Raw genomic sequence first — 21323 nt, forward strand, 5'->3', positions numbered from 1 at the left:
GCTTATTCAGGAGGATGTTCCTCAGGGTTGATGTCCAGTGCAATCAAAAAACGTGACACCATGTTGTAAGCAGCCACGACACTGACCAGCTCTACGGTAATCGTGTTACCTAAAGCAGCCTGTAGCCGCTTCATCACATCACCATCGACTTTAATATGACGCGTCATCTGTAAGGTCAGCTCAACAGCATCTTGCTCTACTGAAGTAAATAGTGTCGCTGGAAAACTAGCTTGGCCAATCAATCTCAAGGCCTGGACCTGCTCCTCGGTACCACCTGCCTTAATAAAGGGAGGAGCATGATGAAAGAACTCATACTCAGCACCATTCAGAACCGCTACCCCACACATAGCTAATTCTCGCAGCTTAGGATCTAGCGAAAGATTATTACGAATCTCTCCAATAAAGTGATTCCAGCCCTCGGCGATTGGAGTGCTATGTAACAGCATTCGATCCAGATTAATGAACTGGCCGCCGCGCCGCTGACGAATGGCGGCCACTAATGCAGCTGGCTCAGCTAAATCCATAGGTTGATAGGGGATGAGACGTTCAGACATACTAGCTTTCTATTGGCTCACTTCTTTAATATTATTTTCAATCACAAACTTACCCCAAATGCCGATTTGCTTACCAATAAAATCCGTTGCTAACTCTGGATTTCCAGCAATAATTTCAATACCTTGGGACTTTAATTTCTCAGAAACTGCGGGGCTTTTTAAAGCTTTAGTAACGGCTTGATTCATGGCATTCACAATGGCTGGGGGAGTTTTACCTGGCGCTAACATTGCCCACCATGCAGGTGCATTAAAACCAGGAAAACCACTTTCTGCAATGGTGGGAACATTTGGTAGAGCGGCCGATCTTTTGGACGTAGAGATCACTAGAGGAATGACGCCGCCACTATCAACATGAGGCTTCACTAAGAATTCAGAGCCAATACCAAGCTGAACTTGGCCGCCTAATACGTCCTGCATTGAAGGGCCGCCACCGCGATAAGGAATATGATTCCAATCAAATCCAGCCTGCTTCGCTAAGCGAGCCATTGCCAAATGTCCCAAACTACCAACTCCAATTGAGCCATAACTAAATTGCTTACGAGCCTTGGACTGATCTGTTAACTGTTTAAAGCTGGTAATTCCTGAATTCTTACTAGCTACTAAGACCTTCGGCGATGTACCAATGAGGGTGACTGGTGCGATATCTTTAATCGTGTCATACGGGAGTCTATCTTTGAGACTAGGATTAACCCCGTGTGTGTCAAGTACCACAGCAAAGGTGTAACCATCAGGCTCAGATCGCGTCATTGCCGAGGTACCAATGACTCCAGATGCGCCACCAATATTTTCCACAATCACGTTTTGCTTTAGTTCTGCCTGCAAAGCTGGTGCCAAAATTCGAGCGACTTGATCTACAGAGCCGCCAGGTGGGAAAACAGCAATCAAACGAATCGGTTTTTGGGTAGGCCAAGTACCTAATCCAGTACTTTGGGCGCCGACTATTGAGCTAGCAGCCAATAAAATGAAACCTAAGGCTAAGGCATTTTTAGTTATTTTTAAGAACGTTTGCATCGCTGTCTCCTCCGATTAAGACGCTAAGATTACCATTCCTCAGGCTAGTATGTTTGATAATAGAGCGCGTAGCCTAAAGAGATTAGCCATGAAACCCATTCTAAACATTGCCGCCTATTTATTTGTCAGCCTAGATGAATTAATAGAACTACGTGCCAAGATGTTGGATGAGTGCCACTGCCGCCACATTAAGGGAACTATTTTGCTCACTGGCGAAGGCATAAATCTATTTTTAGCCGGCGAGGAAATTGAATTACGCGGCTTTATAGATTGGCTACGACGAGATTCCCGCTTTCATGCTTTGGTGACCAAAGATAGCTGGTCAGAAACCCAGCCGTTTCAGAAGATGCTAATCAAGCTCAAGAATGAAATTATTCGCATGAATCATCCCATGATTCGTCCAGAACAAGGACGTGCAAATTTCATTAGCCCTAAAAAATTACAGGAGTGGCTAGATCGTGGCACGGATGACTTAGGTCGTCCTGTAGTCATGCTAGATACCCGAAATGCCTTCGAAGTAGATTACGGCACATTCAACCATGCGTTACATTTCAACATCAATAAATTCACTGAGTTTCCGCAGGCTATTACTGCTCATAAAGAAGCTTTGATGGATAAAACCATAGTAAGTTTTTGTACTGGAGGTATTCGCTGCGAAAAATCTGGTCTATACATGCGTGAGATTGGTATGGAGCACAGTTACCAACTAGAGGGTGGAATCCTCAAGTATTTTGAAGAGGTAGGCTCAGCACACTATACGGGCACCTGCTTTGTCTTTGATGAGCGCGAAGCTTTGGAGTCCAACTTGGACTCCATTCCTGAAGAGCATTCCATCCGACAAAAAATTAAAAGCTGCGACCGAGTAAGGACTTAGTTAGATTTGCCCACTAAAGTCATATGCTCCACAAAAGGGGGCTTCGCGAAAAAGGGGCCAACGATGGCACGCCAATCAGCAAATGCTTCTGAACCTCGAAAATCAATCGTATGGCTTTCCAAGGTATCCCAATAAATTAAAAGCAAATAGCGTGCTGGATTTTCAATACTATGGTTGACCTTGAATCCCCGAAAACCTTTTGCTTTCCCAATGACAGTATTGACGCCACGTAAAATAGCCTCTTCAAACTCTGCACCCTTGCTTGGGTCGATTTCAATATCGCAATGCTCCAAAATCATTATTCTTTCCTTTTTTTAAAATGTGGCACCAATAGTAGAATAAGTCTACAAAACAAGATAGGTCTCAATTAGATCCATCACTTTACAACTAAACAATACCAACTCAAAAATAAACAAAATGGCCCCACTACCGAATATTGTTATTTTAGGTGACTATGAGCGCGCTTTACGCCGGTTTTCCCAATGGGAAACGCTAGATCAAAAGGCCAATGTCACTATTCATCATGAACCCTTGGATGCTGAAGAATTGTACGAAGCAGTAAAAGATGCTGATGCGATTGCCATAGTGCGTGATCGATCTCCATTTAATGAGGCGATGATTGCAAGATTGCCCAAACTCAAATTCCTCATGTTTACTGGCGCCCGAAATGGCACACTAAATGCTTCAGCCTTGATATCTAGAAATATACCCATAGGCTATACCCCAGGCGGCCCATCTAAAGAAACCACTGCTGAACTTACTTGGACTCTGATCTTGGGAGCATCTAAGCGGCTCACTGAACAAAATACTTTGGTAGCAACAGGTGGATGGCGAAATGAATTTTCCGTTTTACCCATGCTTTCAGGTCAACGCTTAGGCATCATGGGTTTAGGCGCCATTGGTAGTCAAGTTGCTAAAGTGGGTCGTGCATTTGGTATGGAGATCGTGACCTGGAGTCCCAATATGACTCCAGAACGTGCAGCTGTGGAACATGCCACCTGTGTCACCCTCGATGAATTACTATCCACCTCTAAAGTAGTGACGATGCATTTAGTAGCTGGGCCTGGCACCAAAGGAATTATGGGTGCTGAGCAATTAGCGCTGATGCGATCAGATGCAATCTTGGTAAATACATCTCGCTCGGCCTTAATTAATATGTCAGAGCTATGTGAAGCACTTAAAAAAGGATTTCCTGGGCAAGCAGCAGTTGATGTCTTTGACATTGAGCCCCTTCCCCAAAACGATCCATTAAGACATACTCCCAACCTATTAGTGACGCCACATTTAGGATTCATTGCAGAGCCTATTTTCAAAGCCTTTTCTCAAGGTATCACCGATACCTTAGAGGCCTGGCTCGATCAGAGGCCTATTCCGTATCCCTTTAAGCTGTAATCATTTTGCATACGCTGACCCCAACCCAGCTATTTATTAGTTTTAGCAAAATAGGTATGTCCGGCTTTGGTGGAGTGCTGCCTTGGGCACGCCGTACCCTCGTAGAAAAAGACAAAATACTCAGCTCAGAAGAGTTCAGCGCTATTTTAGGAATATGCCAAATTGTGCCCGGACCCAATATTGTTAATCTGGCCGTCTGCATTGGCTCTCGCTTTGGTGGAGCCAGAGGTGCTATAGCTGCAGTCTTGGGTTTAACGCTAGGGCCAATTTGTATTGTGATGCTATTGGCGCTGCTGTATGAGCACTACAGCTACTTAGATTCTGTCAGAGGTATTTTGCGCGGTATCTCTGCCGTAGGCGTAGGTTTGATTGCGTCAACTGGATTCAAAATGATGCGTGATGAGTTTCAATTTCCAGCAATGTTTTTAGTGGTTATAGTCACTGTCATAGCAGCAAGCTATTTTCATCTCGGACTTGGCTGGGTGGTGCTGATCTCATCTCCGCTTGCTCTGCTCTTGGCAAACAAGAAGGCGCGCAAATTATGAGCATTCTTCTTAGTCTTTTTCTAAAGCTATCTGCTTTTTCACTTATTGCTTTCGGCGGGGTAAATGCACTACTCCCTAGTCTCCTAGATTTATCTGTACGACAAGAACATTGGATTGATCTACAAACGTTTGCTGATTACTTTGCGATAGCTCAGGCCGCTCCTGGCCCGAATTTCATGACGGTCACCTTAATAGGATGGCATGTCTACGGCGTAGTAGGCGCCCTAATCGCTACCTTTGCGATTGCGTGGCCATCTTCAATTCTGGTGTTCTTTTTACAGCGCTTTATTACTCGCATGCAAGATCAACACAAAAAGAAAGTAATTCAATACGCTGCTGCTGCCCTTGCTATTGGGCTAGTGCTCTCCTCTGCTTGGCAAATTGCCTTACAAATTAATCATAGTCAGGCTGCTTACCTTTTGACCTTACTCACAATTGGTCTAACCCTCTTTACGCGCTGGCATCCTTTGTATTTGATTGGACTAGGTGCTGGCTTAGGAGTACTGGGATACATATGAAAATCACATCCACTCTTTTAGCTTCAATTATTTGCTCAACTCTCTTGATGCCCAGTGCGGCATGGGCTCAAGCAAACTATCCCAATAAACCGATTAATTTAATCGTGCCTTATGGTGCTGGCGGTAGCGCTGATTCAAGAAGTAGGCAGTTAGCTCAAAAAATGAGTGTGATCCTCAAGCAGCCCATAGTAATCGACAACAAGCCTGGTGCAGGAGGAAATATTGGCACGGAATTTATAGCCAGAGCTAATCCGGATGGATACACCATTGGCATGGGGAACTTTGCACCAATGGCAGTCAATAAAACCCTGTTCGGCAATTTACGCTATGACCCAGAAACAGATTTAACTCCCATCATTCTGATTGAAAGAGGGCCATTAATTTTAGTTGTTAACCCCAACTCACCATACAAAACTATTCAGGAGATTGTGGCTGCCGCTAAAGCAAAACCAGGCACACTCACATTCTCTTCAGGTGGCATTGGTGGCAGCCATCAACTTTCTGCTGAATTACTGATGCAAAATGCCGACATTAAAATGATTCATGTACCTTATAAAAGTGGTTCAGCCGCACTAACAGACTTAATGGCAGGCAATGTCGATATGATGTTTGATCAAATGTATTCAGCTGTCACGAACATTAAAGCCGATAAGCTTCGTCCAATAGCGATTACGAGTAAAAAACGGTCGCCCCTCTTTCCGAATGTCCCTAGTTTCTCTGAAGTTGGTTATCCCAAAATTGAGGTGCTTAATTGGCAAGGGTTTATTGCGCCTGCAAAGACACCTAAAGCCATTATTGAAAAGCTTAATGCTGCTGCGAATGAGGCATTAAAAGATCCACAGCTTCGAGAATTAATGTTGTCACAAGGTAATGAGATTGGCGGAGGCACCCCTGCAGACTTTGCAGCACTTATAAAGTCAGAAGCTACTAAATGGAGTGGGGTTGTCAAGGCTGGAAATATTAAGCCTGAATAACTATTTCAGTGCTTGGTAGGTCAAAATACCCAAGAAGGTAAGTACTAACGATCCGACTAAATGAAGCAATGCAGTACCCAATGCCCAAGTCACTTCACCACGCTGCATTAATCCCACTACCTCCGCAGAAAAACTAGAGAAGGTGGTGAGACCACCTAAAAATCCTGTGATCACAAATAGCTTCCATTCGGGAGATAGGCTTGGATTGTTGCCAAAAAAAGCTACAGCAATCCCAACAAAATATCCTCCCACCATATTTGCCATGAACGTTCCCAAGGGTAAAGTGGATGCTATCCCAACAGTGGCTAAATTAAAACCTGCTCTGAGCAAGGCGCCGATACCAGCACCACAGAAAATCGCAAGAAGAGATGGCCACATATTTAACACTTATTGAATACTGAAAGTGAGCATGCCGATAGAGCCCATCTCGATACCATTTATGAGTACCTTTGCTTGCTCACCTTCTTCTTGCAAAGCTAAGGTATACAAAGCAGGCCAATAGTGTTCAGATGTTGGAATAGAAGAGTGGGCAGCTTCGCCAAACCGCTCCCAATGAATCAAGGCGTCGTGATGGTTAGCATGTATTTCTGAAACAAAAAAATCATTGAACTCTGTAGCCCACGCATAAGGCTGGGCATCATCCTCCCAATGCATAGTGCCTAAGTTGTGAACAACGTTTCCGCTGCTCAAAATTAAAATATTCTCATCACGTAGAGGGCGTAATTTTTTAGCCAAGGCATAGTGTTCACTCGCCGACAAAGAGCCATCTAAGCTAAGTTGCACTACAGGAATATCTGCTTGTGGATAAAGATACTTCAGAACTGACCACGCCCCATGATCTATGCCCCATTCATACTCTTCGAGCACTACAGGAATATCAAGTAATTCTTTTACGCGATCCGCTAAAGCAGGGCTGCCGAGTGCTGGGTATTGAATCTCAAATAATTCGGGAGGAAATCCCCCAAAGTCGTGAATGGTTTTGGGTTTTGGCATCGCAGTAAGCCAAACCCCACGAGTAACCCAATGTGCAGAAATCACCAATACAGCATCAGGACGAGGGAGAGATTTACCGAGAGCAGCCCATGTCGCTGTGTAGCGATTGGGCTCAATAGCGTACATCGGACTGCCATGGCCAGCAAATAATGCAGGTTGGCGATGGCTAGTCATGAATAAAAATTAGCCGAACACGTAACCAATATGGGCAGCAACTAACGCAAACAAAATAGCCAAACTTGTAGCAATCGCCAACATTACGATCAAGGTAATGATTTTCTTATTGATTTCGTCTTTCGACTCTTTATGCCACTCATTCATATCAAATTCCCATTAGACATATTGATTAATGCACTAATTATCCACTATCGGCCTCGGCCAGCCTTACGCATGATGGATTTTCCACCACCAAAGCCAGCTTGAGGCCTTCCACCAGGGCCTGATGGGCCTTTGGGGGCCGGTGGTCGCGCCGCTGGTTTTACGCTTGCTGGCTTCGCAGCCGCTTTAGGGTCAGGTTTTTTATCGTCAGTCACTTTTTGCTCCTATAGATATCATATTGTCATGATTACTGACTATTCTATCCAAGCTGTAGCCATTAATGCCATTCCTTTGATTTTCGCCATTACCATTCACGAAGCTGCCCATGGTTATGCGGCACGAAAACTGGGCGATGATACTGCCTACCTATTAGGTAGAGTCACCCTCAATCCTTTGAAGCACATTGATCCTGTCGGCACTATCCTGATTCCCTTGTTGTTGATTTTGACGGGATCACCCTTTTTGGTGGGCTATGCCAAGCCTGTACCCGTTCGCTTTGATCGCCTAAAAAATCCCCGCATAGACTCCATTTGGGTGGCATTAGCGGGTCCGGGCTCTAACTTCTTTCAGGCACTTATTTGGGCAATATTACTAATTACCCTCATAGGCTTTGGCATCAATGAGCGATTTCTGCTAGCGATGTCCCAAGCCGGGATTATTTGGAATTTAGGACTACTGGTATTTAATCTCTTCCCGCTTCCACCACTGGATGGAGGTCGCATCCTGGCTGGACTCCTACCGGCACGTCAATCCATCCTCCTAGGTAAAGTCGAGCCTTGGGGCTTTTTTATTGTTTTAGGCCTAGTTTTTACTGGGGTGATTGGATCATTCTGGATGGAGCCCCTGATAGCATTTTTTAAGAGCGTCATTTACTTTGTCACTCTTCCCCTGCAAATCCTATTTTAAGCGATGATGCTGGCCCCATGCGCAGACCTCTATGCATAGCCAATGGCATTATTCAGGTGTATGCTCATTTCGATAAGGATTTGCAATTGATGTATCAACCAAATTTAAGGAGATGTGATGAAAATTCAACAAATTATTCTAGCTAGTACTGCTGTGATCATCGCTGCTGGATCTGGCACCGCTTTTGCACAATTTAAAAAGCCGGAAGATGCCATTAAATATCGGCAGAGTGCTTACACCGTAATGGCCAACTCCTTCTCCAAAATTGGGGCTGTTGTGAAGGGTGAAGCACCTTATAACAAAGAAGATGTTGCAAAAAATGCAGCGGTTGTTGCTACCCTCTCTACATTACCATGGCAAGCCTTTGGTCCAGGCACGGAAGGTGGGAACGCACTGCCTGCTATTTGGTCAGACAATGCGAAGTTCAAAGCTGCTTCAGAAAAGATGCAGCTAGCGGTAGCGAATCTCAATACAGTAGCCCAAACAGGTGATTTAGAAAGTATTAAAAAAGCTTTTGGTGCGGCTGGGCAAACCTGTAAAGGCTGCCATGATGACTTTAAGAAAAAATAATTATTTGCTAACGAAGTAAGCCAGCGTTAGCGCTATCAGACAAAGCAACCCAGCAGCATAGCTGCGTTGCAGACCTCCATCTTTGGAGTCTTGATCCAAGTCAGCAGGCAGATATCTTGTCTCCTTGCTTGGATCAATTTCTTTATCCCCCAAAAGCATCGGCTTGACTAAGTTTTCACCTTTGACCTTTTGGTAATACAAAATGGCGGAGATATGTAGCGTTATCAGCCCCAATAAAACCCATTTATTAAAGTAGTGAATTGACGTGAGTAGTTCCACTGTAGAGTTGCTCACATATTTTGCAAAGGGACCTTCAAACGCAATCTGGTCGTTTGCAAATAAACCTGTTACTGCCTGAACCCCTATTGCGAGAATGAAGGCTAGGACCGAGAGTGAGCCTAGGGGATTGTGTCCCAGTTTTGCCGAAGGTTTTCCAGTCAAGTATTGATACAACTCTTTTGGGCTAGGAACAAAATTGATGAAACGCGCATGATGTGAGCCCAGCAAGCCCCAACAGATTCTGAAAATAATCAGCGTGAGAATGCAATAGCCTGAAAGCGCATGCCACTCCATCGCATTACCACCAATATTGACCGTGATAAAGCTAGTAACAATGCAAATTACCAATGTCCAGTGAAATAAGCGAATGGGCAAGTCCCACACTCGAATGATTTTCTTCATAAGTCCAAGCATAAAGCATGATTACAAAGATCTCACTGCAAACGTACTACAAACGCACTACTTAATTTCAGGCAACTCTTTCTGGATTAATTTCAAACCAGCACGCAAGAGATTGTCATAGCGTTCACGCTCTGCCTTAATGGTTTCCGATGTCCAAGGGAAAAACCCTTCGCCGGTTTTCATACCCAGCTTGCCACTGGCAACGCGCTCACTCAAACACTTGGCAATATTTGGAGAATTGTTTAATGAAGGATAAATACTGGCTCCAGCAGCGCCATGTACTTCTAAGCCAGCATGATCGCGCTGCATCACTGGACCCGCTGCTAAGTAGCGAAAACCAAAACCAAAACGTACAGCCTTATCGATATCTTCTAAAGTAGCAATGCCCGCATCTACCATTGAAAAAGCTTCACGCGATAAAGCATGCTGCAAACGATTGGCTAAAAATCCGGGTAAGTCTTTTTTTACCGTCACTGGCACCATCCCACAGGCAGTCATGAGCCTGAATAAACTATCTCCCACCATAGGTGAGGTTTTTTCACCATAGACGACTTCAACACAAGGCACTAAATGCGCAGGCATAAAAAAATGTAGACCGATCATACGCGCTGCTGTTTTAAGACCGCTAGCAATTTCACTAATCGGAAAGCTCGAGCTATTGCTCGCTAATACTGTCTCAGGCTTTGCATATTGCTCTAGCTTGGCAAATAAGGCTTGTTTTATATCAAGTCGCTCTGGGACACACTCGATCACTAAATCAACCTCTGACCATTCCACCTCATCTAAAGAGCCTGCTACGGACAGTAGGTGGGTACGGTGTTCATAACCCAAATCAGTCAGCGTATTTATAAAGTAGTCAGGTAATAATGCTCGACGCTCGGTCGTAAGCTCAACTACTTGCACGGCACAACCGCCACGCGCACAAACCGCAGCCACATCAGCCCCCATTGTTCCACCACCGACAATCACTACTTTTGTTTCTGCTGGGGTAAAAAGCATCTTATTTTTCCTTAATCTGAGATATGTAGACCATGAATCCTTTTACAATGATTCCATTATTCCAAGAAAAAAGTAAGTGAGACATGATCCCAGTCAATTCAGTGCTGCAGGTTGGCCTATTCCCGGAAGTAATGCAAAAACAGATTGATCAACGGCTTAAAACGATTCACCTTTTAGATCCTCAAGCTCAGCCACCTAGCGGTGAATTTACTGGCATCCTCATTCGCTCAAATACCCAGCTTCCCCAAGGATTACTGGAGCAAATACCGAGCATCCGTATGGTGGCCACCTGCGGTGTTGGTTACGACAACCTCCCCTTAGCTTATCTCAAGGCTCATGGAATCAAAGCCAGTAACACCCCAGGTGTATTAAATGATGCGGTCTGTGAGCTCGCTATTGGCATGCTTTTCGGACTTCTGCGCCGAATTCCACAAGCGCAGGAGTTTGTAAAAAGTAGTGCCTGGTCTAAGGCACCCTTTGTAACTACTACTACCCTTGCTGGTAAATGCGTAGGTATTGCTGGCATGGGGCGTATTGGCCAAGATCTAGCTGCCCGCCTTGAGTCTTTTAAGGTACAAATTGCCTACACAGGGCCGACACGTAAAAATGTGCCTTACGAGTACTACCCCAATATTCAAGCACTGGCCAAAGCCTGTGATGTCCTTTTCCTTGCTTGCCCTGCTAGCCCTGAAACAGAAAAAATGGTGGGTGCCGAAGTTTTAGAGGCCTTAGGGCCAATGGGATATCTCATCAATATTGCTCGTGGCAGTGTGGTGGATGAAGGTGCTCTTTTAGTTGCACTGCAGCAAAAAAAGATTGCTGGGGCAGCGCTCGATGTCTTTGAAGATGAGCCCAACCCCAATTCAGGCTTTCTTAGCCTTGATAATGTCTTGCTCACCCCTCATATTGGTAGTGCCACTGCAGAAACTAGGGAATTAATGACAAATTTAGCAATAAGCAACCTAGAAGCTTTTTATAATCAACAACCTCTTCTGACAGAAGTAAAAATTAAATTGGAGTAAGTATGACGATTTCCCTTCACCCCTCAACTTTGCCTGCGGTGTTATCACCAGTACTCACTCCGTTCACAAAAGACGGTAGCCCAGACGCAAAAAAATTACTCAAGCAATGCCAATGGCTTGAGAGCAATGGTGTAGGTCAAGCTATTTTTGGGACGAACTCAGAAGCGAACTCGATGTCTGACGAGCAAAAGATGCATCTACTTACCTCCCTAGTCGAGGGCGGTTTGAATCCAGCACACATGATGCCTGGAACGGGTGCGACTTCTATCGATGCCACCGTGCACATGACACGCCATGCGGTACAACATCAGTGCGCTGGCGTGCTCATGTTGCCACCGTTCTACTACAAAGATATTACCGATGATGGCTTGTTTGCTTATTTCTCAGAGGTGATTCAAAAGGTGGGTGATAGCAAATTACAGATTTATATCTACAACATCCCGCCTGTGACAAAAATCAACCTCAGCCTATCTTTACTGGAGCGCCTCGCAAAAGAGTATCCAAAAACAGTGGTAGGTATGAAAGACAGTTCTGGTGATTGGGCCTACACAGAGTCTGTCATCAAGCTTTTGGCACCATCAGGCTTTAGAGTCTATGCAGGTAGCGAAATATTCTTAATGCGCACTTTGCGGGCTGGTGGCGTTGGATGTATATCAGCTACAGCTAACGTAAACCCTAGGGCCATCTCAGAATTAGCCGCTCATTGGAGAGAATCTGATGCAGATCAACGCCAAAAATCCTTAGATCAAGTACGCTCTATCTTTGCTCAATATCAAATGATTGCAGGCATGAAGACTGCGGTTGCGCATTACAGTAAAGATGCTGAGTGGCTTAATGTTCGCCCACCACTAATGCAAATTAGTGCAGACCAACAAGCCAAATTGCTTAAAGAATTAGAAGCTATGAATTTCAGTATGCAAGGTCTTTGATTTTTTGGATTTACTTATTTAATAGATAAACAATAGATACACAATAGGAGATACCAAATGAAGCTGTTTAAAGTAATTGCTTTATCCCTTGGATTATTTTGGGGTGTTGCCCAAGCACAAAATATTTCTATCGCAACAGGTGGTACTGGTGGCGTGTATTACCCAATGGGCGGTGGATTAGCTGCTTTACTTTCCAGCAAAGTACCAGGAATGTCAGCAACAGCTGAAGTCACTGGTGGTTCTGTAGATAATTTGAACTTAATCGGTACAGGTAAGCCTTACGTTGGCTTTTCTATGGCTGATGCTGCTAAAGATGCACAAATTGGTGAAGGTAAATTTACTGGTAAAAAAGTGGATTTACGCACGCTGATGGTACTTTACCCAAACTTGATGCACGTCGTGACTGTTGAGTCTACCGGCATTAAGTCCATGAAGGATTTAAAAGGCAAGCGTGTGAGTACTGGCGCCCCTGGCAGTGCTACAGAAGTCATGGCGTTTCGTGTATTAGAAGCTGCTGGCTTAGATAAAGATAAAGATGTCAAACGCGAGCGCTTAAGTGTTGCCGAGTCTGTCAATGCGGTAAAAGACCGTAAGATTGATGCTTTCTTCTGGGTTGGTGGTCTACCAACTGCTGCGGTGACTGATCTTGCTAACAGCCCTGGTATGAAAATTGTGATGGTGGATACCGATGCTGAAGTAGCCGCCATGAACAAAAAATACGGTAATCTTTATTTTGCTACCGAGATCCCAAAAGAGATCTACTCGGGCATGACTAAAAATAATAAGGTTGCTGGTGTTGCTAACATCCTAGTAGTCAATGCCAATATGTCAGATGCCGAAGCTTACAAGATTACTAAAGCGGTATTTGATAACAAGCTGGATTTAGTTAGAACTCATGCTGAGTACATCAATGTGAAGCTAGAAAACCAGAAACAAAAATCTACTCCCATTGAATATCATCCAGGTTCTTTAAAGTACTATAAAGAAAAGAACATTAAAGTAAATTAAGCTGGTCAGTCATTAAGTGACTTTGCGATTCAGTTGTAACTCAAAGAGTGGGCATGCCCACTCTTTGAACTTAGTAGATTTGAAAAAACATACAAATAGGTAGAGCCATGACTCAGACTGCTATTGATAACGAAACCCAGGAAAAATTAGACGCCTTCATTAAGCAAGAGGAGGGGGATTCTAATGACTACAAAGGTCTCTTGGCTAAGTTCATCACTCTCGTGGCTGTGGGTATGTCTCTATTTCATTTATATGCTGCGTACTCCATTGTTCCTACCCATCAACTTCGAGTGATTCACGTCGCTCTAGTCTTGTTTTTAGTATTCCTCAGCTTTCCTATTGCTGCTCGCTTTAAAAACCGCCTGATGTGGTGGGATATTTTATTTGCTATTGGCTCTACGTATGTCGCTTACTACATTCTGAGTGGGGGCGATGACTTAATGGATAGAAATACTGCGCCTAACGCAACCGATGTTGTAGTGGGCATTGGCTTAGTTCTCATGATTTTGGAGGGCGTCCGAAGAACCAATGGCATGATTTTGGTTGGCGTCACTGTCCTCTTTTTGTTATATGCCTTATTTGGTAATTACCTGCCTGCCCCGTGGACTCACAAAGGTTACGATCTAGATCGCCTCGTAGGCTATATGTTCATGACGCTGGAGGGCATTTATGGCACAGCAGTCGATGTATCTGCAACCCTCATCATCCTCTTCACAATTTTTGGCGCCTTCTTACAATTTACGGGTGCGGGTAAGTTTTTTATCGACTTTTCATTTGCCGCTATGGGTGGTAAATCCTCTGGTGTTGGAAGAACCATTGTCCTGTCTTCATTCCTACTTGGTGGGCCCTCTGGTTCAGGTGTTGCCACGACAGTGACTGTTGGCTCTGTCGCTGCCCCCATGCTTGAAAAAGTCGGTTACGAAAAGAATGCTGCTGGTGGACTATTAGCTGCCGGTGGCTTAGGTGCAATTATTTCTCCGCCAGTACTAGGTGCTGCGGCATTCTTAATTGCCGACTTCTTAAAGATTTCGTATTTAGATGTATTACTCATGGCAACCATTCCAACCATTCTTTTCTACCTAGGCTTGTTTGTTATGGTAGAAATTGATGTCCGTAAATATGGTATGAAAAGTATGCAATTTGAGGCTGCTGAAAGTGCTTGGCAACTGACTAAAAAATATTGGTTTCATTTCTTCTCACTCATCTCCATTGTGGTCTTTATGTTGTTCGGCTTTTCACCAGTCATGTCAGTATTTTGGGCAACAGTGGTCTCAGCACTTTCGAGTATGTTGCGCAGGGATACTGCCATCATTCCTTGGGACTGGTTTAAAGGAAAGGAACCTCTCCTTGCCGGTCTTTACAAATCTAATTTGACCAAAGCATTAGCATCAGGCTCTACTGGTGTCTTGGCAATTGCAGCAACGTGCGCCGGTGCTGGCCTAATTGTGGGTACTGTGACGCTTACTGGCCTTGGCTTGAAGTTCAGTTCTATTGTGATTCAGTATGCAGGTGGCTCACTCTTACTTACTGCAATCTTTACTGCGCTGGTGGTGTGGGTAGTTGGTCTTGCCGTACCAGTGACTGCCTCGTACATTATTTGCGCAGTCATCGCTGCACCTGCCTTGATTAATTTAGGCGTGCCCGCTTTTGCAGCCCATATGTTTATCTTTTATTACGCCGTCCTTTCAGAGGTATCGCCTCCCACAGCGCTGTCACCATTTGCAGCAGCGGCAATCTGTAAGGGCAATCCGTATAAGACAACCTTGCAAACTTGGAAGTATGTTGCCCCTGCGATTTTGGTGCCCTTTATGTTCGTTCTTGATAAGTCCGGCGTGAGCCTTTTGTTAATGGGCTCAACTACCGCGTTAGAGCAAGCGGATTGGTCGCAAATTGCCTGGATCTCATTTACTGCAGTCGTAGGTATTATTTGCTTGGCTGGCGGCCTCCAAGGCTGGTTTATTGAAAAAACTAAATCCTTTGAACGCATCATCATGGTGATTTCAGGAGTGGCATTAGCCTACCCTTCTAATGAGGCTGACTTGATTGGCTTTGCGGGTTTTGGATTAGTGCTGATTACTCAGTCCATCACGCACTTTAGACTCAAGCCTAAAGCGAGCTAGCCCACCTAAGAGCAATAGCATCGACGCTATCAACAGCGTCTCTTGAATGAATAATCCCGCATTTGCTGCGGGATTTTTTTTGTTGCACTACGATTTATGCAATCTTGGTCCAAGCAGCCTTACCGGCATATTTCTTTACTGCGGCTTCATCAAACTCAAATCCGAGTCCTGGAGTTTTGTGCAAAATCAAATCCCCTTTTTTAAAACTTAATTGTTTATTAATTAGTCTGCGGAAGTTCAGGACTTGATCATCTAGGAAAAACTCTACAAAGCGTGCATTTGGAGTTGCGGCAACCAATGGTGCATGAAGGTCATGCATCCAATGGGGGCAAACAGTAATTCCCTTTAAATCAGCATAAGCAGAAATTCGACGCCATTCGGTAATACCTCCACAGACTGCAGCATCTGATTGCAAAATGGCCACTCCACCTGCATCAATCAATTCTCTAAAGCGCCAGCGCCCTGCTTCCATTTCACCGGTAGCGACATTAATAGAAGTTTGACGTGCTAAAGCCGCATGAAGGTCAATCGCATCTGGAGAAAATGGCTCCTCAATCCAATAAGGGTTGTAGGCTTCAAAGCGGCGCATATATTCCAAGGCGGTAGGTAGATCACGCCATGCATTATTCGCATCCAGGGTGAGCAGCACATCCTCTCCCACTGCTTTACGAGCGGCCTTCACGCGCGCCTCTTCCTCTCTTGGGGATAGACGACCTACTTTCATTTTCACAGCCTTAAAACCCTGCTTGACATAGGATTCCATCTCTTTACCGAGCATGGCAGGCGTTTTTCCGTCTAAATAGTAGCCACCACTGGCATAAGCAGGCACACGATCATCAACAACAGAGCCTAAATACTGGTGCAAGGGCAGCTTAGCAGCACGGGCGTTTAAATCCCAAAGAGCGATATCTAAAACAGATATGCCTCGCATGACAGCCCCAGCACGGCCTTGCAAAATAGATTCGTTATACATCTCCATCCACAAGCCTTCGCTGCGATGGCTGTTTTGTCCAATCAGTTTTGGCGCTAATAATTGCTCTACTGCCACTTTGGCAATATCGCCACCAGCACTACCGATATAAGAAAAACCAATACCCTCGTTTCCGTCCTTACCCCGTACCTTGACCAAACAATAGTGGCGCTCCGAAACGGTACGGGTGGAAAAAGAAGTCACCTTATCCAAGGGAACCGCAACAGCTGCAACAGAAACTGATTCAATAATGGGCATCAAAGCTCCTATAAATAAATAATTCAATAAATGATTTTAGGGGCATCTGACCTGAAATCAAAAAATGCTGCGTCACAACATAAAGATTCACCCTATTACAAACAATGTTGGATAATTGAGGGGTGGAAAAAAATGCGAGTACTCCGTTGCGACTTCAGAAAATAAAAATTCAGCTTCTCGCGATTGTCCTGATGAGTGCACTATATTTTGCTGGCTTAGAAATATTTTTTCATGCTCAGGCACAGCAGGCTGCAAGCCCAGCAAAAAAAACCGATAAAACACCACAGGTACGCCAAAAGACACCTAGTCAAAAACCTAATCAGGCTGGCGTAAAAATAGGGGATAAATCTACCAGTAAGTCCCCTCAGAATCTCAGTCTAAAATCTGAGCTTTCTAAGCCAGGTGATAGTGATTTCATTAGCGATACAGGCAATAATTTAGACTATCGTGTGCAGCGGGGCTGTATATCGCGCACTTTTAATGAAGAAAATCTGCCAGCCAACATTGGCTTGGAAGATCGCAGCTTGAATGATTTTTTTAAAGCGCAAACCAGAGGATTTTTTAATCGTATGCGGGGTAATTGCATTCCATATGCACTTGCTCTGGGAAGCCGTAATCGCTTTGAATCCCTCAGTGTGATGAACGGTCCTGTGCAAGACGCTAAAACTGAGGTATGGACATTTACTCCTTCAGCAGTAGGTGGATTTTTAATTCAGCAAGACTACCTAAAAGATGAATCTAAACGCTTTACTGAAATTCAGTTACTGCTGAGCGATGTGCTGTATGACCTAAAGAAAGTGGGCGATAAGTTACCGGTAGAGCTGGTCTGGGAACTCAACTCGGTTATCAAGCAAATTTATCCGGAAGACAATAACTCACTAGAAAACACGAATAGTGTTGTGCGCCTGATTGTGGATTTTGGGGATAAAGAGCGTTGGGCACAAATTTGGGCTACAGAAATTATTGAGCCTAGCTCTGGCGAAGTATTTGCTAGTGCGTTTTGGATTGAGCGTAGTGGTATTCCGGGAGGTTTTTACACCGGAACCGGAGAATCTATTGAGCGGACATTCTGGACTAACCCTTTAAGCTATCGACGCATATCACGTGGCGTAGGCAGTGTGCGCGCCTCTAGTAAAAAGCCGGTTGTAACTAAAAGTGGCCCTGCTCCTGCGGCACCGCCACAACGTTATCGCACCCATATGGGAATTGATTACTCGGCACCTACAGGAACACCCATATTTAGTGTAGCCAGTGGCAAGGTAGTGCATCTGGGCTATAGCGGTGCCTTTGGCAATCTCATCATCCTAGAGCACCCAGGAAATTACCGCACCTATTACGCTCACCTCAGTAACTACAATGTTGAATTAGGCGTAGGGAATGAAGTCAGACGAGGATTGGAGATTGGTTATGTAGGTTCTACGGGGCGCTCTACCGGGCCACATCTACATTTTGAATTAAGAAAAGATGGCGTTTATCTAGACCCATACAGCCAAAAAAATCAACTGGATTTATGGAATATGCGTGAAGGCGATAGTGGACTTCTTACAAGAGAAATACTTTTACTTGGAACACCCATTAAGAACTAAATAAAAGTCTGTCGATGAAAAAAGGGATCTGGTGAGATCCCTTTTTTGCTTACATGGTTACTGGAATTAACCTAGAACCAATACTGGTAACTTGGAATGCACAATTACTTCATGTGTCTCACTACCTAATAACATGCCACTGATGCCAGTACGCTTATGCGACGCCATCACAATGACATCTGCCTTGGCTTTTTTAGCGCCTTCCAGAATACCTTCAGCCAAAACACTGTTAGAAATATGTAAAGACTTCACTTTCAAGTCAGCCCCAAGTAAAGCAATGGCTTTTTTAAAGACCTCAGCAGCATAGGCATCAGAGGCATTTTGATGATCTTTCTGACTCACTCCATAACCTAGAGAGCTATCAGAGTAAGCGATCGGTGGCATAGGATCTGAGACATACGTCAAGGTAATAGCGGCTCCATCTGTTTTTGCCAGCGCAGCAACCTTTTTCAAAGACTTTTTACTCACATCCGAGCCATCAACAGGCACCAATAAATGTTTAAACATAGTAATTCTCCTAAAATTAGACCCTGACATACTGCTTAAGTTCATAATACTTAATATTCACCTACAAATGAATCATAAGGAGACTAAATTGCTCAAGTATCTAGTGGTCTATTTTTCTTTTCTCATTCCATTACTCATTATTGACTTGGTGTGGCTCCTTGGAATCGCAAAAAACCTATATCGCTCTGAAATGGGTTCTCTCATGGCAGATGAGCCTAAGCTATTAGCAGGGCTTGGTTTTTATCTTCTTTATGCCTTAGGTGTGACTATTTTTGTCACCCTGCCGGCACTCTCTAAACAATCATGGATGTACGCATTGCAGTTTGGCGCCCTGTTCGGGTTCTTTTGCTACATGACCTACGATCTCACTAATTTAGCAGTCATACGCGACTTTCCCACTCGCCTAGCATTTATTGACATTGTCTGGGGATCTGCTGTCACAGCGGTCTCTGCCACTATTGCATATTGGGTTGGTAATCGAATGGCTTATTAAGTAATACAAAATCCGCCTTTGAGAAGCGCATCGGGCAAATACCAGGCGCGATATAAACCGAATATACCGGCTACCAATAACAGTCCAGCAGCGAGATAGCGCACCCAGGCGTATTGGCCAAATTGAGTAAGTGTTGCCGAGAACTTCGATATCAATAGCAAATTAGGTAAGGTTCCTAAACCAAATGCCAGCATCAAGGCGGCGCCAGTCCATATATCACCTGATAAGAATGCAAGTGGTAAGACGCTGTATACCAAGCCACAGGGAACCAATCCCCACAACATGCCACTGAACCATCGAGATGAGTAACTCGCAAACCGTCCTAAATATTGAGCCCAATAAGAGGCTAAGTGTGATCCAAGCCACTTACCAATGAATAAGGGAGTAGTTCGATTCTGGCGCAATAAACGCACCCCCATCAACAACAAGATCAGAGAGGTCAGCGCAAACAAGGGCCTCTGAATCGGGATCAAGTTTTGCTGCCATACTGCGACCCCAATCCAAGCAGCTAGTCCTCCCAGCAGGACATAGGTGACTAGCCGACCTATATGCATGATCAATTGCAGATAAAAAAGTTGTGAGCGACTTTTCAGAGGCTGAAAGGTCATCAGGAGGTCATTTGTCTGCTTACCTTGGCTACCTAGGCTGCCCTGCCGCTCAATAGTAGATGCAATACCTCCACACATTAAGGCGCAGTGCCAGCCGCTCACTAAGGCACCTAGAAATACTGCTAGTACCAGACCTGAAGTTAGCATTGAATTGCCATGGACTTAAGATTGACTAAATCGTTCGGATATATAAATAAAAGAATTTTTCATACTCAAGTAGCATAAACTGATCTGATGACTACGCCCAATATGCATGATGTGCATTTAGATACCCCCAGCAGCAAATGCTCTGTTTGTGTACTCGGTCAATTTTGCCTTCCAGTAGGAATCACTCAGAGTGATATTGCTCAGATTGATCTGCTGGTCAAGGAACGTGTCCATCTTCAAAAAGGTCAAAGTTTGTATCGCCATGGAGATCCTCTTCAGTCTGTTTACAGCATTCGCTACGGCACCCTTAAAACCGAACACTGTCTTGAGGATGGTCGCCAACAAGTGATTGGCTTTCATCTTCCTGGGGAAATTCTAGGCTTAGATGGGATTGGCAACGGTCAATACCAATCCGATGCTATTGCTCTAGAAGAAAGTGATGTTTGCATCATCGGCTTTGAGGCCTTTGAAGACTTAGCACGCCAGATTCCAGTATTGCAGCAACAGTTTCATCGCATTCTCAGCCGTGAGTTAACTCAAGATCAACGTCATCTACTCTCCTTGGGTAGCCTGCGCGCTGAAGAGCGGCTTGCTGTTTTCTTGCTGAACCTCTCTCAACGTCTTGCTGCTCGCGGCTATCTTGATCATGAATTTGATTTACGGATGAGTCGCGTAGAAATGGGAAGTTACCTTGGCATCCAAATAGAGACAGTCAGCCGTATGTTGTCTCGCTTTGCAGAGTCAGGTTTAATTCAAATTAAGCAGCGCCATATTAAATTGATTGATATGGATGGCCTCTATGAATTGGCTGGTATTCCAAATCCAGAGCGCACCCTCGAAATCAAGCGACTTTAAATAAATTCCCCATCCGATTTCTTACTCATATCAGCATAAGTCCCTGGCAATATATAGGTAGTCAAGGCACTCGAGAGCGCACAAAAGAACCAAATCACAAAGAATCCAATGGTATATAAACCCTCGTCTGAAATATTAGGGTGATACCCAAAAAAGAGTATCTCCGAAGGATGTATGAGACTAAATAATAGACCTTCAGCCAAGATAGCGACTAAAAAAGAAGGCCACAGAATCCAAATCAAGAGACGGCGTCTCATTTACTTTTCTGCCCTTCTGTAAGCTTTTCAGATCGAGGCTGCTCTACTTTTAGACCATGCTTCACCACACCATCGCGTACCGGTTTATCGGCATACAGAGTGATCGCCAGGTAAATTGTAATCATGCAACCAATAGCAGCTAAAGCCGGTCCACTAATCAGCAGCCATGGCCATAACTGCTTAAACCAAGGTTTACTTACTGTGTGATCTAACATATTCATCGTCTCC

The 21323-nt window shown here is 44.5% G+C and carries 28 protein-coding genes; 14 read left to right on the forward strand and 14 right to left on the reverse strand.

What is annotated here, in order from left to right:
• Window positions 1–2 precede the first annotated feature (2 nt).
• Entirely contained in the window at window positions 3–554 is a 552-nt protein-coding gene (locus tag DCO16_RS08590) for a carboxymuconolactone decarboxylase family protein (protein ID WP_173943264.1), read from the reverse strand.
• 9 nt (window positions 555–563) lie between these two features.
• Complete coding sequence (locus DCO16_RS08595) at window positions 564–1565, reverse strand: tripartite tricarboxylate transporter substrate binding protein (RefSeq protein WP_173943265.1); 1002 nt, start codon at window positions 1563–1565, stop codon at window positions 564–566.
• Between the two features lie 88 nt (window positions 1566–1653).
• Between DCO16_RS08595 and DCO16_RS08600 the strand changes: the two genes are divergently transcribed.
• Entirely contained in the window at window positions 1654–2439 is a 786-nt protein-coding gene (locus DCO16_RS08600; RefSeq protein WP_173943266.1) for a sulfurtransferase, read from the forward strand.
• Here DCO16_RS08600 and DCO16_RS08605 read toward each other — a convergent pair.
• Window positions 2436–2738, reverse strand: a complete 303-nt coding sequence (locus DCO16_RS08605) for an antibiotic biosynthesis monooxygenase family protein (protein WP_173943267.1) — start codon at window positions 2736–2738, stop codon at window positions 2436–2438. The two genes, DCO16_RS08600 and DCO16_RS08605, sit on opposite strands and share 4 nt — an antisense overlap.
• A 118-nt stretch (window positions 2739–2856) precedes the next feature.
• Between DCO16_RS08605 and DCO16_RS08610 the strand changes: the two genes are divergently transcribed.
• The 4 genes from DCO16_RS08610 to DCO16_RS08625 are packed head-to-tail and all read left to right on the forward strand — an operon-like array spanning window position 2857 to window position 5868.
• Window positions 2857–3831: a D-2-hydroxyacid dehydrogenase family protein gene (locus DCO16_RS08610; protein ID WP_173943268.1), complete on the forward strand. Its 975-nt coding sequence runs from the start codon at window positions 2857–2859 to the stop codon at window positions 3829–3831.
• A gap of 5 nt (window positions 3832–3836) precedes the next feature.
• The gene (locus tag DCO16_RS08615) at window positions 3837–4376 is read left to right on the forward strand and encodes a chromate transporter (protein WP_173943269.1); all 540 of its coding nucleotides are present in this window, start codon (window positions 3837–3839) and stop codon (window positions 4374–4376) included.
• The gene (locus DCO16_RS08620; RefSeq protein WP_173943270.1) at window positions 4373–4894 is read left to right on the forward strand and encodes a chromate transporter; all 522 of its coding nucleotides are present in this window, start codon (window positions 4373–4375) and stop codon (window positions 4892–4894) included. The genes DCO16_RS08615 and DCO16_RS08620 overlap by 4 nt, the downstream gene beginning before the upstream one ends.
• A complete protein-coding gene (locus DCO16_RS08625; RefSeq protein ID WP_173943271.1) occupies window positions 4891–5868 on the forward strand; it encodes a Bug family tripartite tricarboxylate transporter substrate binding protein in 978 nt (325 codons plus the stop codon). Before DCO16_RS08620 ends, DCO16_RS08625 begins: the two co-directional genes overlap by 4 nt.
• Here DCO16_RS08625 and crcB read toward each other — a convergent pair whose 3' ends face one another.
• From crcB to DCO16_RS08645, 4 genes are read right to left on the reverse strand one after another with little or no spacing between them, the layout of a single operon-like run.
• Window positions 5869–6246: a fluoride efflux transporter CrcB gene (gene crcB / locus DCO16_RS08630; RefSeq protein WP_173943272.1), complete on the reverse strand. Its 378-nt coding sequence runs from the start codon at window positions 6244–6246 to the stop codon at window positions 5869–5871.
• A 9-nt stretch (window positions 6247–6255) separates the two neighbouring features.
• Window positions 6256–7035, reverse strand: a complete 780-nt coding sequence (gene ygiD / locus DCO16_RS08635) for a 4,5-DOPA-extradiol-dioxygenase (RefSeq protein ID WP_173943273.1) — start codon at window positions 7033–7035, stop codon at window positions 6256–6258.
• Window positions 7036–7044: 9 nt separating this feature from the next.
• Window positions 7045–7182 carry a hypothetical protein gene (locus DCO16_RS08640; protein WP_173943274.1) on the reverse strand — a complete coding sequence of 46 codons (138 nt, stop codon included), beginning with the start codon at window positions 7180–7182 and terminating at the stop codon, window positions 7045–7047.
• Window positions 7183–7226: 44 nt separating this feature from the next.
• The gene (locus tag DCO16_RS08645) at window positions 7227–7394 is read right to left on the reverse strand and encodes a hypothetical protein (RefSeq protein WP_173943275.1); all 168 of its coding nucleotides are present in this window, start codon (window positions 7392–7394) and stop codon (window positions 7227–7229) included.
• Window positions 7395–7422: 28 nt separating this feature from the next.
• Between DCO16_RS08645 and DCO16_RS08650 the strand changes: the two genes are divergently transcribed.
• Together DCO16_RS08650 and DCO16_RS08655 are read left to right on the forward strand one after the other, a co-directional pair.
• Window positions 7423–8085 carry a site-2 protease family protein gene (locus tag DCO16_RS08650; protein ID WP_173943276.1) on the forward strand — a complete coding sequence of 221 codons (663 nt, stop codon included), beginning with the start codon at window positions 7423–7425 and terminating at the stop codon, window positions 8083–8085.
• Window positions 8086–8202: 117 nt separating this feature from the next.
• Window positions 8203–8655, forward strand: a complete 453-nt coding sequence (locus tag DCO16_RS08655) for a c-type cytochrome (RefSeq protein WP_173943277.1) — start codon at window positions 8203–8205, stop codon at window positions 8653–8655.
• On the opposite strand, the gene DCO16_RS08660 is transcribed toward DCO16_RS08655, so the two are convergent.
• Together DCO16_RS08660 and DCO16_RS08665 are read right to left on the reverse strand one after the other, a co-directional pair.
• On the reverse strand, window positions 8656–9336 hold the full coding sequence (locus tag DCO16_RS08660; protein ID WP_173943278.1) for a cytochrome b/b6 domain-containing protein: 681 nt from the start codon (window positions 9334–9336) through the stop codon (window positions 8656–8658). It lies immediately after the preceding gene.
• A 57-nt stretch (window positions 9337–9393) separates the two neighbouring features.
• A complete protein-coding gene (locus DCO16_RS08665; protein ID WP_173943279.1) occupies window positions 9394–10335 on the reverse strand; it encodes a 3-hydroxyacyl-CoA dehydrogenase family protein in 942 nt (313 codons plus the stop codon).
• Window positions 10336–10418: 83 nt separating this feature from the next.
• On the opposite strand from DCO16_RS08665, the gene DCO16_RS08670 reads away from it, so the two are divergent.
• The 4 genes from DCO16_RS08670 (at window position 10419) to DCO16_RS08685 (ending at window position 15414) form a co-directional block, all read left to right on the forward strand.
• The gene (locus tag DCO16_RS08670) at window positions 10419–11357 is read left to right on the forward strand and encodes a 2-hydroxyacid dehydrogenase (protein WP_173943280.1); all 939 of its coding nucleotides are present in this window, start codon (window positions 10419–10421) and stop codon (window positions 11355–11357) included.
• Between the two features lie 2 nt (window positions 11358–11359).
• The gene (locus DCO16_RS08675) at window positions 11360–12286 is read left to right on the forward strand and encodes a dihydrodipicolinate synthase family protein (RefSeq protein WP_173943281.1); all 927 of its coding nucleotides are present in this window, start codon (window positions 11360–11362) and stop codon (window positions 12284–12286) included.
• 57 nt (window positions 12287–12343) lie between these two features.
• Window positions 12344–13294, forward strand: coding sequence for a TAXI family TRAP transporter solute-binding subunit (locus tag DCO16_RS08680; RefSeq protein WP_173943282.1), 951 nt, complete (start codon window positions 12344–12346; stop codon window positions 13292–13294).
• Between the two features lie 107 nt (window positions 13295–13401).
• Window positions 13402–15414 (forward strand): TRAP transporter permease, encoded by a 2013-nt coding sequence (locus tag DCO16_RS08685; protein WP_173943283.1) that lies wholly within the window; start codon window positions 13402–13404, stop codon window positions 15412–15414.
• Window positions 15415–15508: 94 nt separating this feature from the next.
• On the opposite strand, the gene DCO16_RS08690 is transcribed toward DCO16_RS08685, so the two are convergent.
• On the reverse strand, window positions 15509–16642 hold the full coding sequence (locus DCO16_RS08690; RefSeq protein WP_173943284.1) for a mandelate racemase/muconate lactonizing enzyme family protein: 1134 nt from the start codon (window positions 16640–16642) through the stop codon (window positions 15509–15511).
• A gap of 191 nt (window positions 16643–16833) precedes the next feature.
• Between DCO16_RS08690 and DCO16_RS08695 the strand changes: the two genes are divergently transcribed.
• A complete protein-coding gene (locus tag DCO16_RS08695) occupies window positions 16834–18228 on the forward strand; it encodes a M23 family metallopeptidase (RefSeq protein WP_173943285.1) in 1395 nt (464 codons plus the stop codon).
• A gap of 66 nt (window positions 18229–18294) precedes the next feature.
• Here DCO16_RS08695 and DCO16_RS08700 read toward each other — a convergent pair whose 3' ends face one another.
• Window positions 18295–18735: a universal stress protein gene (locus DCO16_RS08700; RefSeq protein WP_173943286.1), complete on the reverse strand. Its 441-nt coding sequence runs from the start codon at window positions 18733–18735 to the stop codon at window positions 18295–18297.
• Between the two features lie 88 nt (window positions 18736–18823).
• Here DCO16_RS08700 and DCO16_RS08705 point away from each other — a divergent pair, with 88 nt between their 5' ends.
• A complete protein-coding gene (locus tag DCO16_RS08705; protein WP_173943287.1) occupies window positions 18824–19228 on the forward strand; it encodes a DUF2177 family protein in 405 nt (134 codons plus the stop codon).
• Here DCO16_RS08705 and DCO16_RS08710 read toward each other — a convergent pair.
• Window positions 19225–19983 (reverse strand): sulfite exporter TauE/SafE family protein, encoded by a 759-nt coding sequence (locus DCO16_RS08710; RefSeq protein WP_173943288.1) that lies wholly within the window; start codon window positions 19981–19983, stop codon window positions 19225–19227. The genes DCO16_RS08705 and DCO16_RS08710 overlap by 4 nt on opposite strands.
• A gap of 87 nt (window positions 19984–20070) precedes the next feature.
• On the opposite strand from DCO16_RS08710, the gene fnr reads away from it, so the two are divergent.
• Window positions 20071–20838: a fumarate/nitrate reduction transcriptional regulator Fnr gene (gene fnr, locus DCO16_RS08715; RefSeq protein WP_254598027.1), complete on the forward strand. Its 768-nt coding sequence runs from the start codon at window positions 20071–20073 to the stop codon at window positions 20836–20838.
• On the opposite strand, the gene DCO16_RS08720 is transcribed toward fnr, so the two are convergent.
• Window positions 20835–21095 (reverse strand): hypothetical protein, encoded by a 261-nt coding sequence (locus tag DCO16_RS08720; protein ID WP_173943289.1) that lies wholly within the window; start codon window positions 21093–21095, stop codon window positions 20835–20837. The genes fnr and DCO16_RS08720 overlap by 4 nt on opposite strands.
• A complete protein-coding gene (locus DCO16_RS08725; RefSeq protein WP_173943290.1) occupies window positions 21092–21316 on the reverse strand; it encodes a hypothetical protein in 225 nt (74 codons plus the stop codon). Before DCO16_RS08725 ends, DCO16_RS08720 begins: the two co-directional genes overlap by 4 nt.
• Between the last annotated feature and the right edge of the window lie 7 nt (window positions 21317–21323).

This window comes from Polynucleobacter antarcticus (genome assembly GCF_013307245.1).
Lineage (GTDB): Bacteria > Pseudomonadota > Gammaproteobacteria > Burkholderiales > Burkholderiaceae > Polynucleobacter > Polynucleobacter antarcticus.

What these genes read in the sequence shown, in the direction of transcription:
- DCO16_RS08590 (WP_173943264.1), bottom strand. Translation starts at nt 554, where the DNA reads ATGTCTGAACGTCTCATCCCCTATCAACCTATGGATTTAGCTGAGCCA.
- DCO16_RS08595 (WP_173943265.1), bottom strand. Translation starts at nt 1,565, where the DNA reads ATGCAAACGTTCTTAAAAATAACTAAAAATGCCTTAGCCTTAGGTTTC.
- DCO16_RS08600 (WP_173943266.1), top strand. Translation starts at nt 1,654, where the DNA reads ATGAAACCCATTCTAAACATTGCCGCCTATTTATTTGTCAGCCTAGAT.
- DCO16_RS08605 (WP_173943267.1), bottom strand. Translation starts at nt 2,738, where the DNA reads ATGATTTTGGAGCATTGCGATATTGAAATCGACCCAAGCAAGGGTGCA.
- DCO16_RS08610 (WP_173943268.1), top strand. Translation starts at nt 2,857, where the DNA reads ATGGCCCCACTACCGAATATTGTTATTTTAGGTGACTATGAGCGCGCT.
- DCO16_RS08620 (WP_173943270.1), top strand. Translation starts at nt 4,373, where the DNA reads ATGAGCATTCTTCTTAGTCTTTTTCTAAAGCTATCTGCTTTTTCACTT.
- DCO16_RS08625 (WP_173943271.1), top strand. Translation starts at nt 4,891, where the DNA reads ATGAAAATCACATCCACTCTTTTAGCTTCAATTATTTGCTCAACTCTC.
- crcB (WP_173943272.1), bottom strand. Translation starts at nt 6,246, where the DNA reads ATGTGGCCATCTCTTCTTGCGATTTTCTGTGGTGCTGGTATCGGCGCC.
- ygiD (WP_173943273.1), bottom strand. Translation starts at nt 7,035, where the DNA reads ATGACTAGCCATCGCCAACCTGCATTATTTGCTGGCCATGGCAGTCCG.
- DCO16_RS08640 (WP_173943274.1), bottom strand. Translation starts at nt 7,182, where the DNA reads ATGAATGAGTGGCATAAAGAGTCGAAAGACGAAATCAATAAGAAAATC.
- DCO16_RS08650 (WP_173943276.1), top strand. Translation starts at nt 7,423, where the DNA reads ATGATTACTGACTATTCTATCCAAGCTGTAGCCATTAATGCCATTCCT.
- DCO16_RS08655 (WP_173943277.1), top strand. Translation starts at nt 8,203, where the DNA reads ATGAAAATTCAACAAATTATTCTAGCTAGTACTGCTGTGATCATCGCT.
- DCO16_RS08660 (WP_173943278.1), bottom strand. Translation starts at nt 9,336, where the DNA reads ATGAAGAAAATCATTCGAGTGTGGGACTTGCCCATTCGCTTATTTCAC.
- DCO16_RS08665 (WP_173943279.1), bottom strand. Translation starts at nt 10,335, where the DNA reads ATGCTTTTTACCCCAGCAGAAACAAAAGTAGTGATTGTCGGTGGTGGA.
- DCO16_RS08670 (WP_173943280.1), top strand. Translation starts at nt 10,419, where the DNA reads ATGATCCCAGTCAATTCAGTGCTGCAGGTTGGCCTATTCCCGGAAGTA.
- DCO16_RS08675 (WP_173943281.1), top strand. Translation starts at nt 11,360, where the DNA reads ATGACGATTTCCCTTCACCCCTCAACTTTGCCTGCGGTGTTATCACCA.
- DCO16_RS08680 (WP_173943282.1), top strand. Translation starts at nt 12,344, where the DNA reads ATGAAGCTGTTTAAAGTAATTGCTTTATCCCTTGGATTATTTTGGGGT.
- DCO16_RS08685 (WP_173943283.1), top strand. Translation starts at nt 13,402, where the DNA reads ATGACTCAGACTGCTATTGATAACGAAACCCAGGAAAAATTAGACGCC.
- DCO16_RS08690 (WP_173943284.1), bottom strand. Translation starts at nt 16,642, where the DNA reads ATGCCCATTATTGAATCAGTTTCTGTTGCAGCTGTTGCGGTTCCCTTG.
- DCO16_RS08695 (WP_173943285.1), top strand. Translation starts at nt 16,834, where the DNA reads ATGAGTGCACTATATTTTGCTGGCTTAGAAATATTTTTTCATGCTCAG.
- DCO16_RS08700 (WP_173943286.1), bottom strand. Translation starts at nt 18,735, where the DNA reads ATGTTTAAACATTTATTGGTGCCTGTTGATGGCTCGGATGTGAGTAAA.
- DCO16_RS08710 (WP_173943288.1), bottom strand. Translation starts at nt 19,983, where the DNA reads ATGCTAACTTCAGGTCTGGTACTAGCAGTATTTCTAGGTGCCTTAGTG.
- fnr (WP_254598027.1), top strand. Translation starts at nt 20,071, where the DNA reads ATGACTACGCCCAATATGCATGATGTGCATTTAGATACCCCCAGCAGC.
- DCO16_RS08720 (WP_173943289.1), bottom strand. Translation starts at nt 21,095, where the DNA reads ATGAGACGCCGTCTCTTGATTTGGATTCTGTGGCCTTCTTTTTTAGTC.
- DCO16_RS08725 (WP_173943290.1), bottom strand. Translation starts at nt 21,316, where the DNA reads ATGAATATGTTAGATCACACAGTAAGTAAACCTTGGTTTAAGCAGTTA.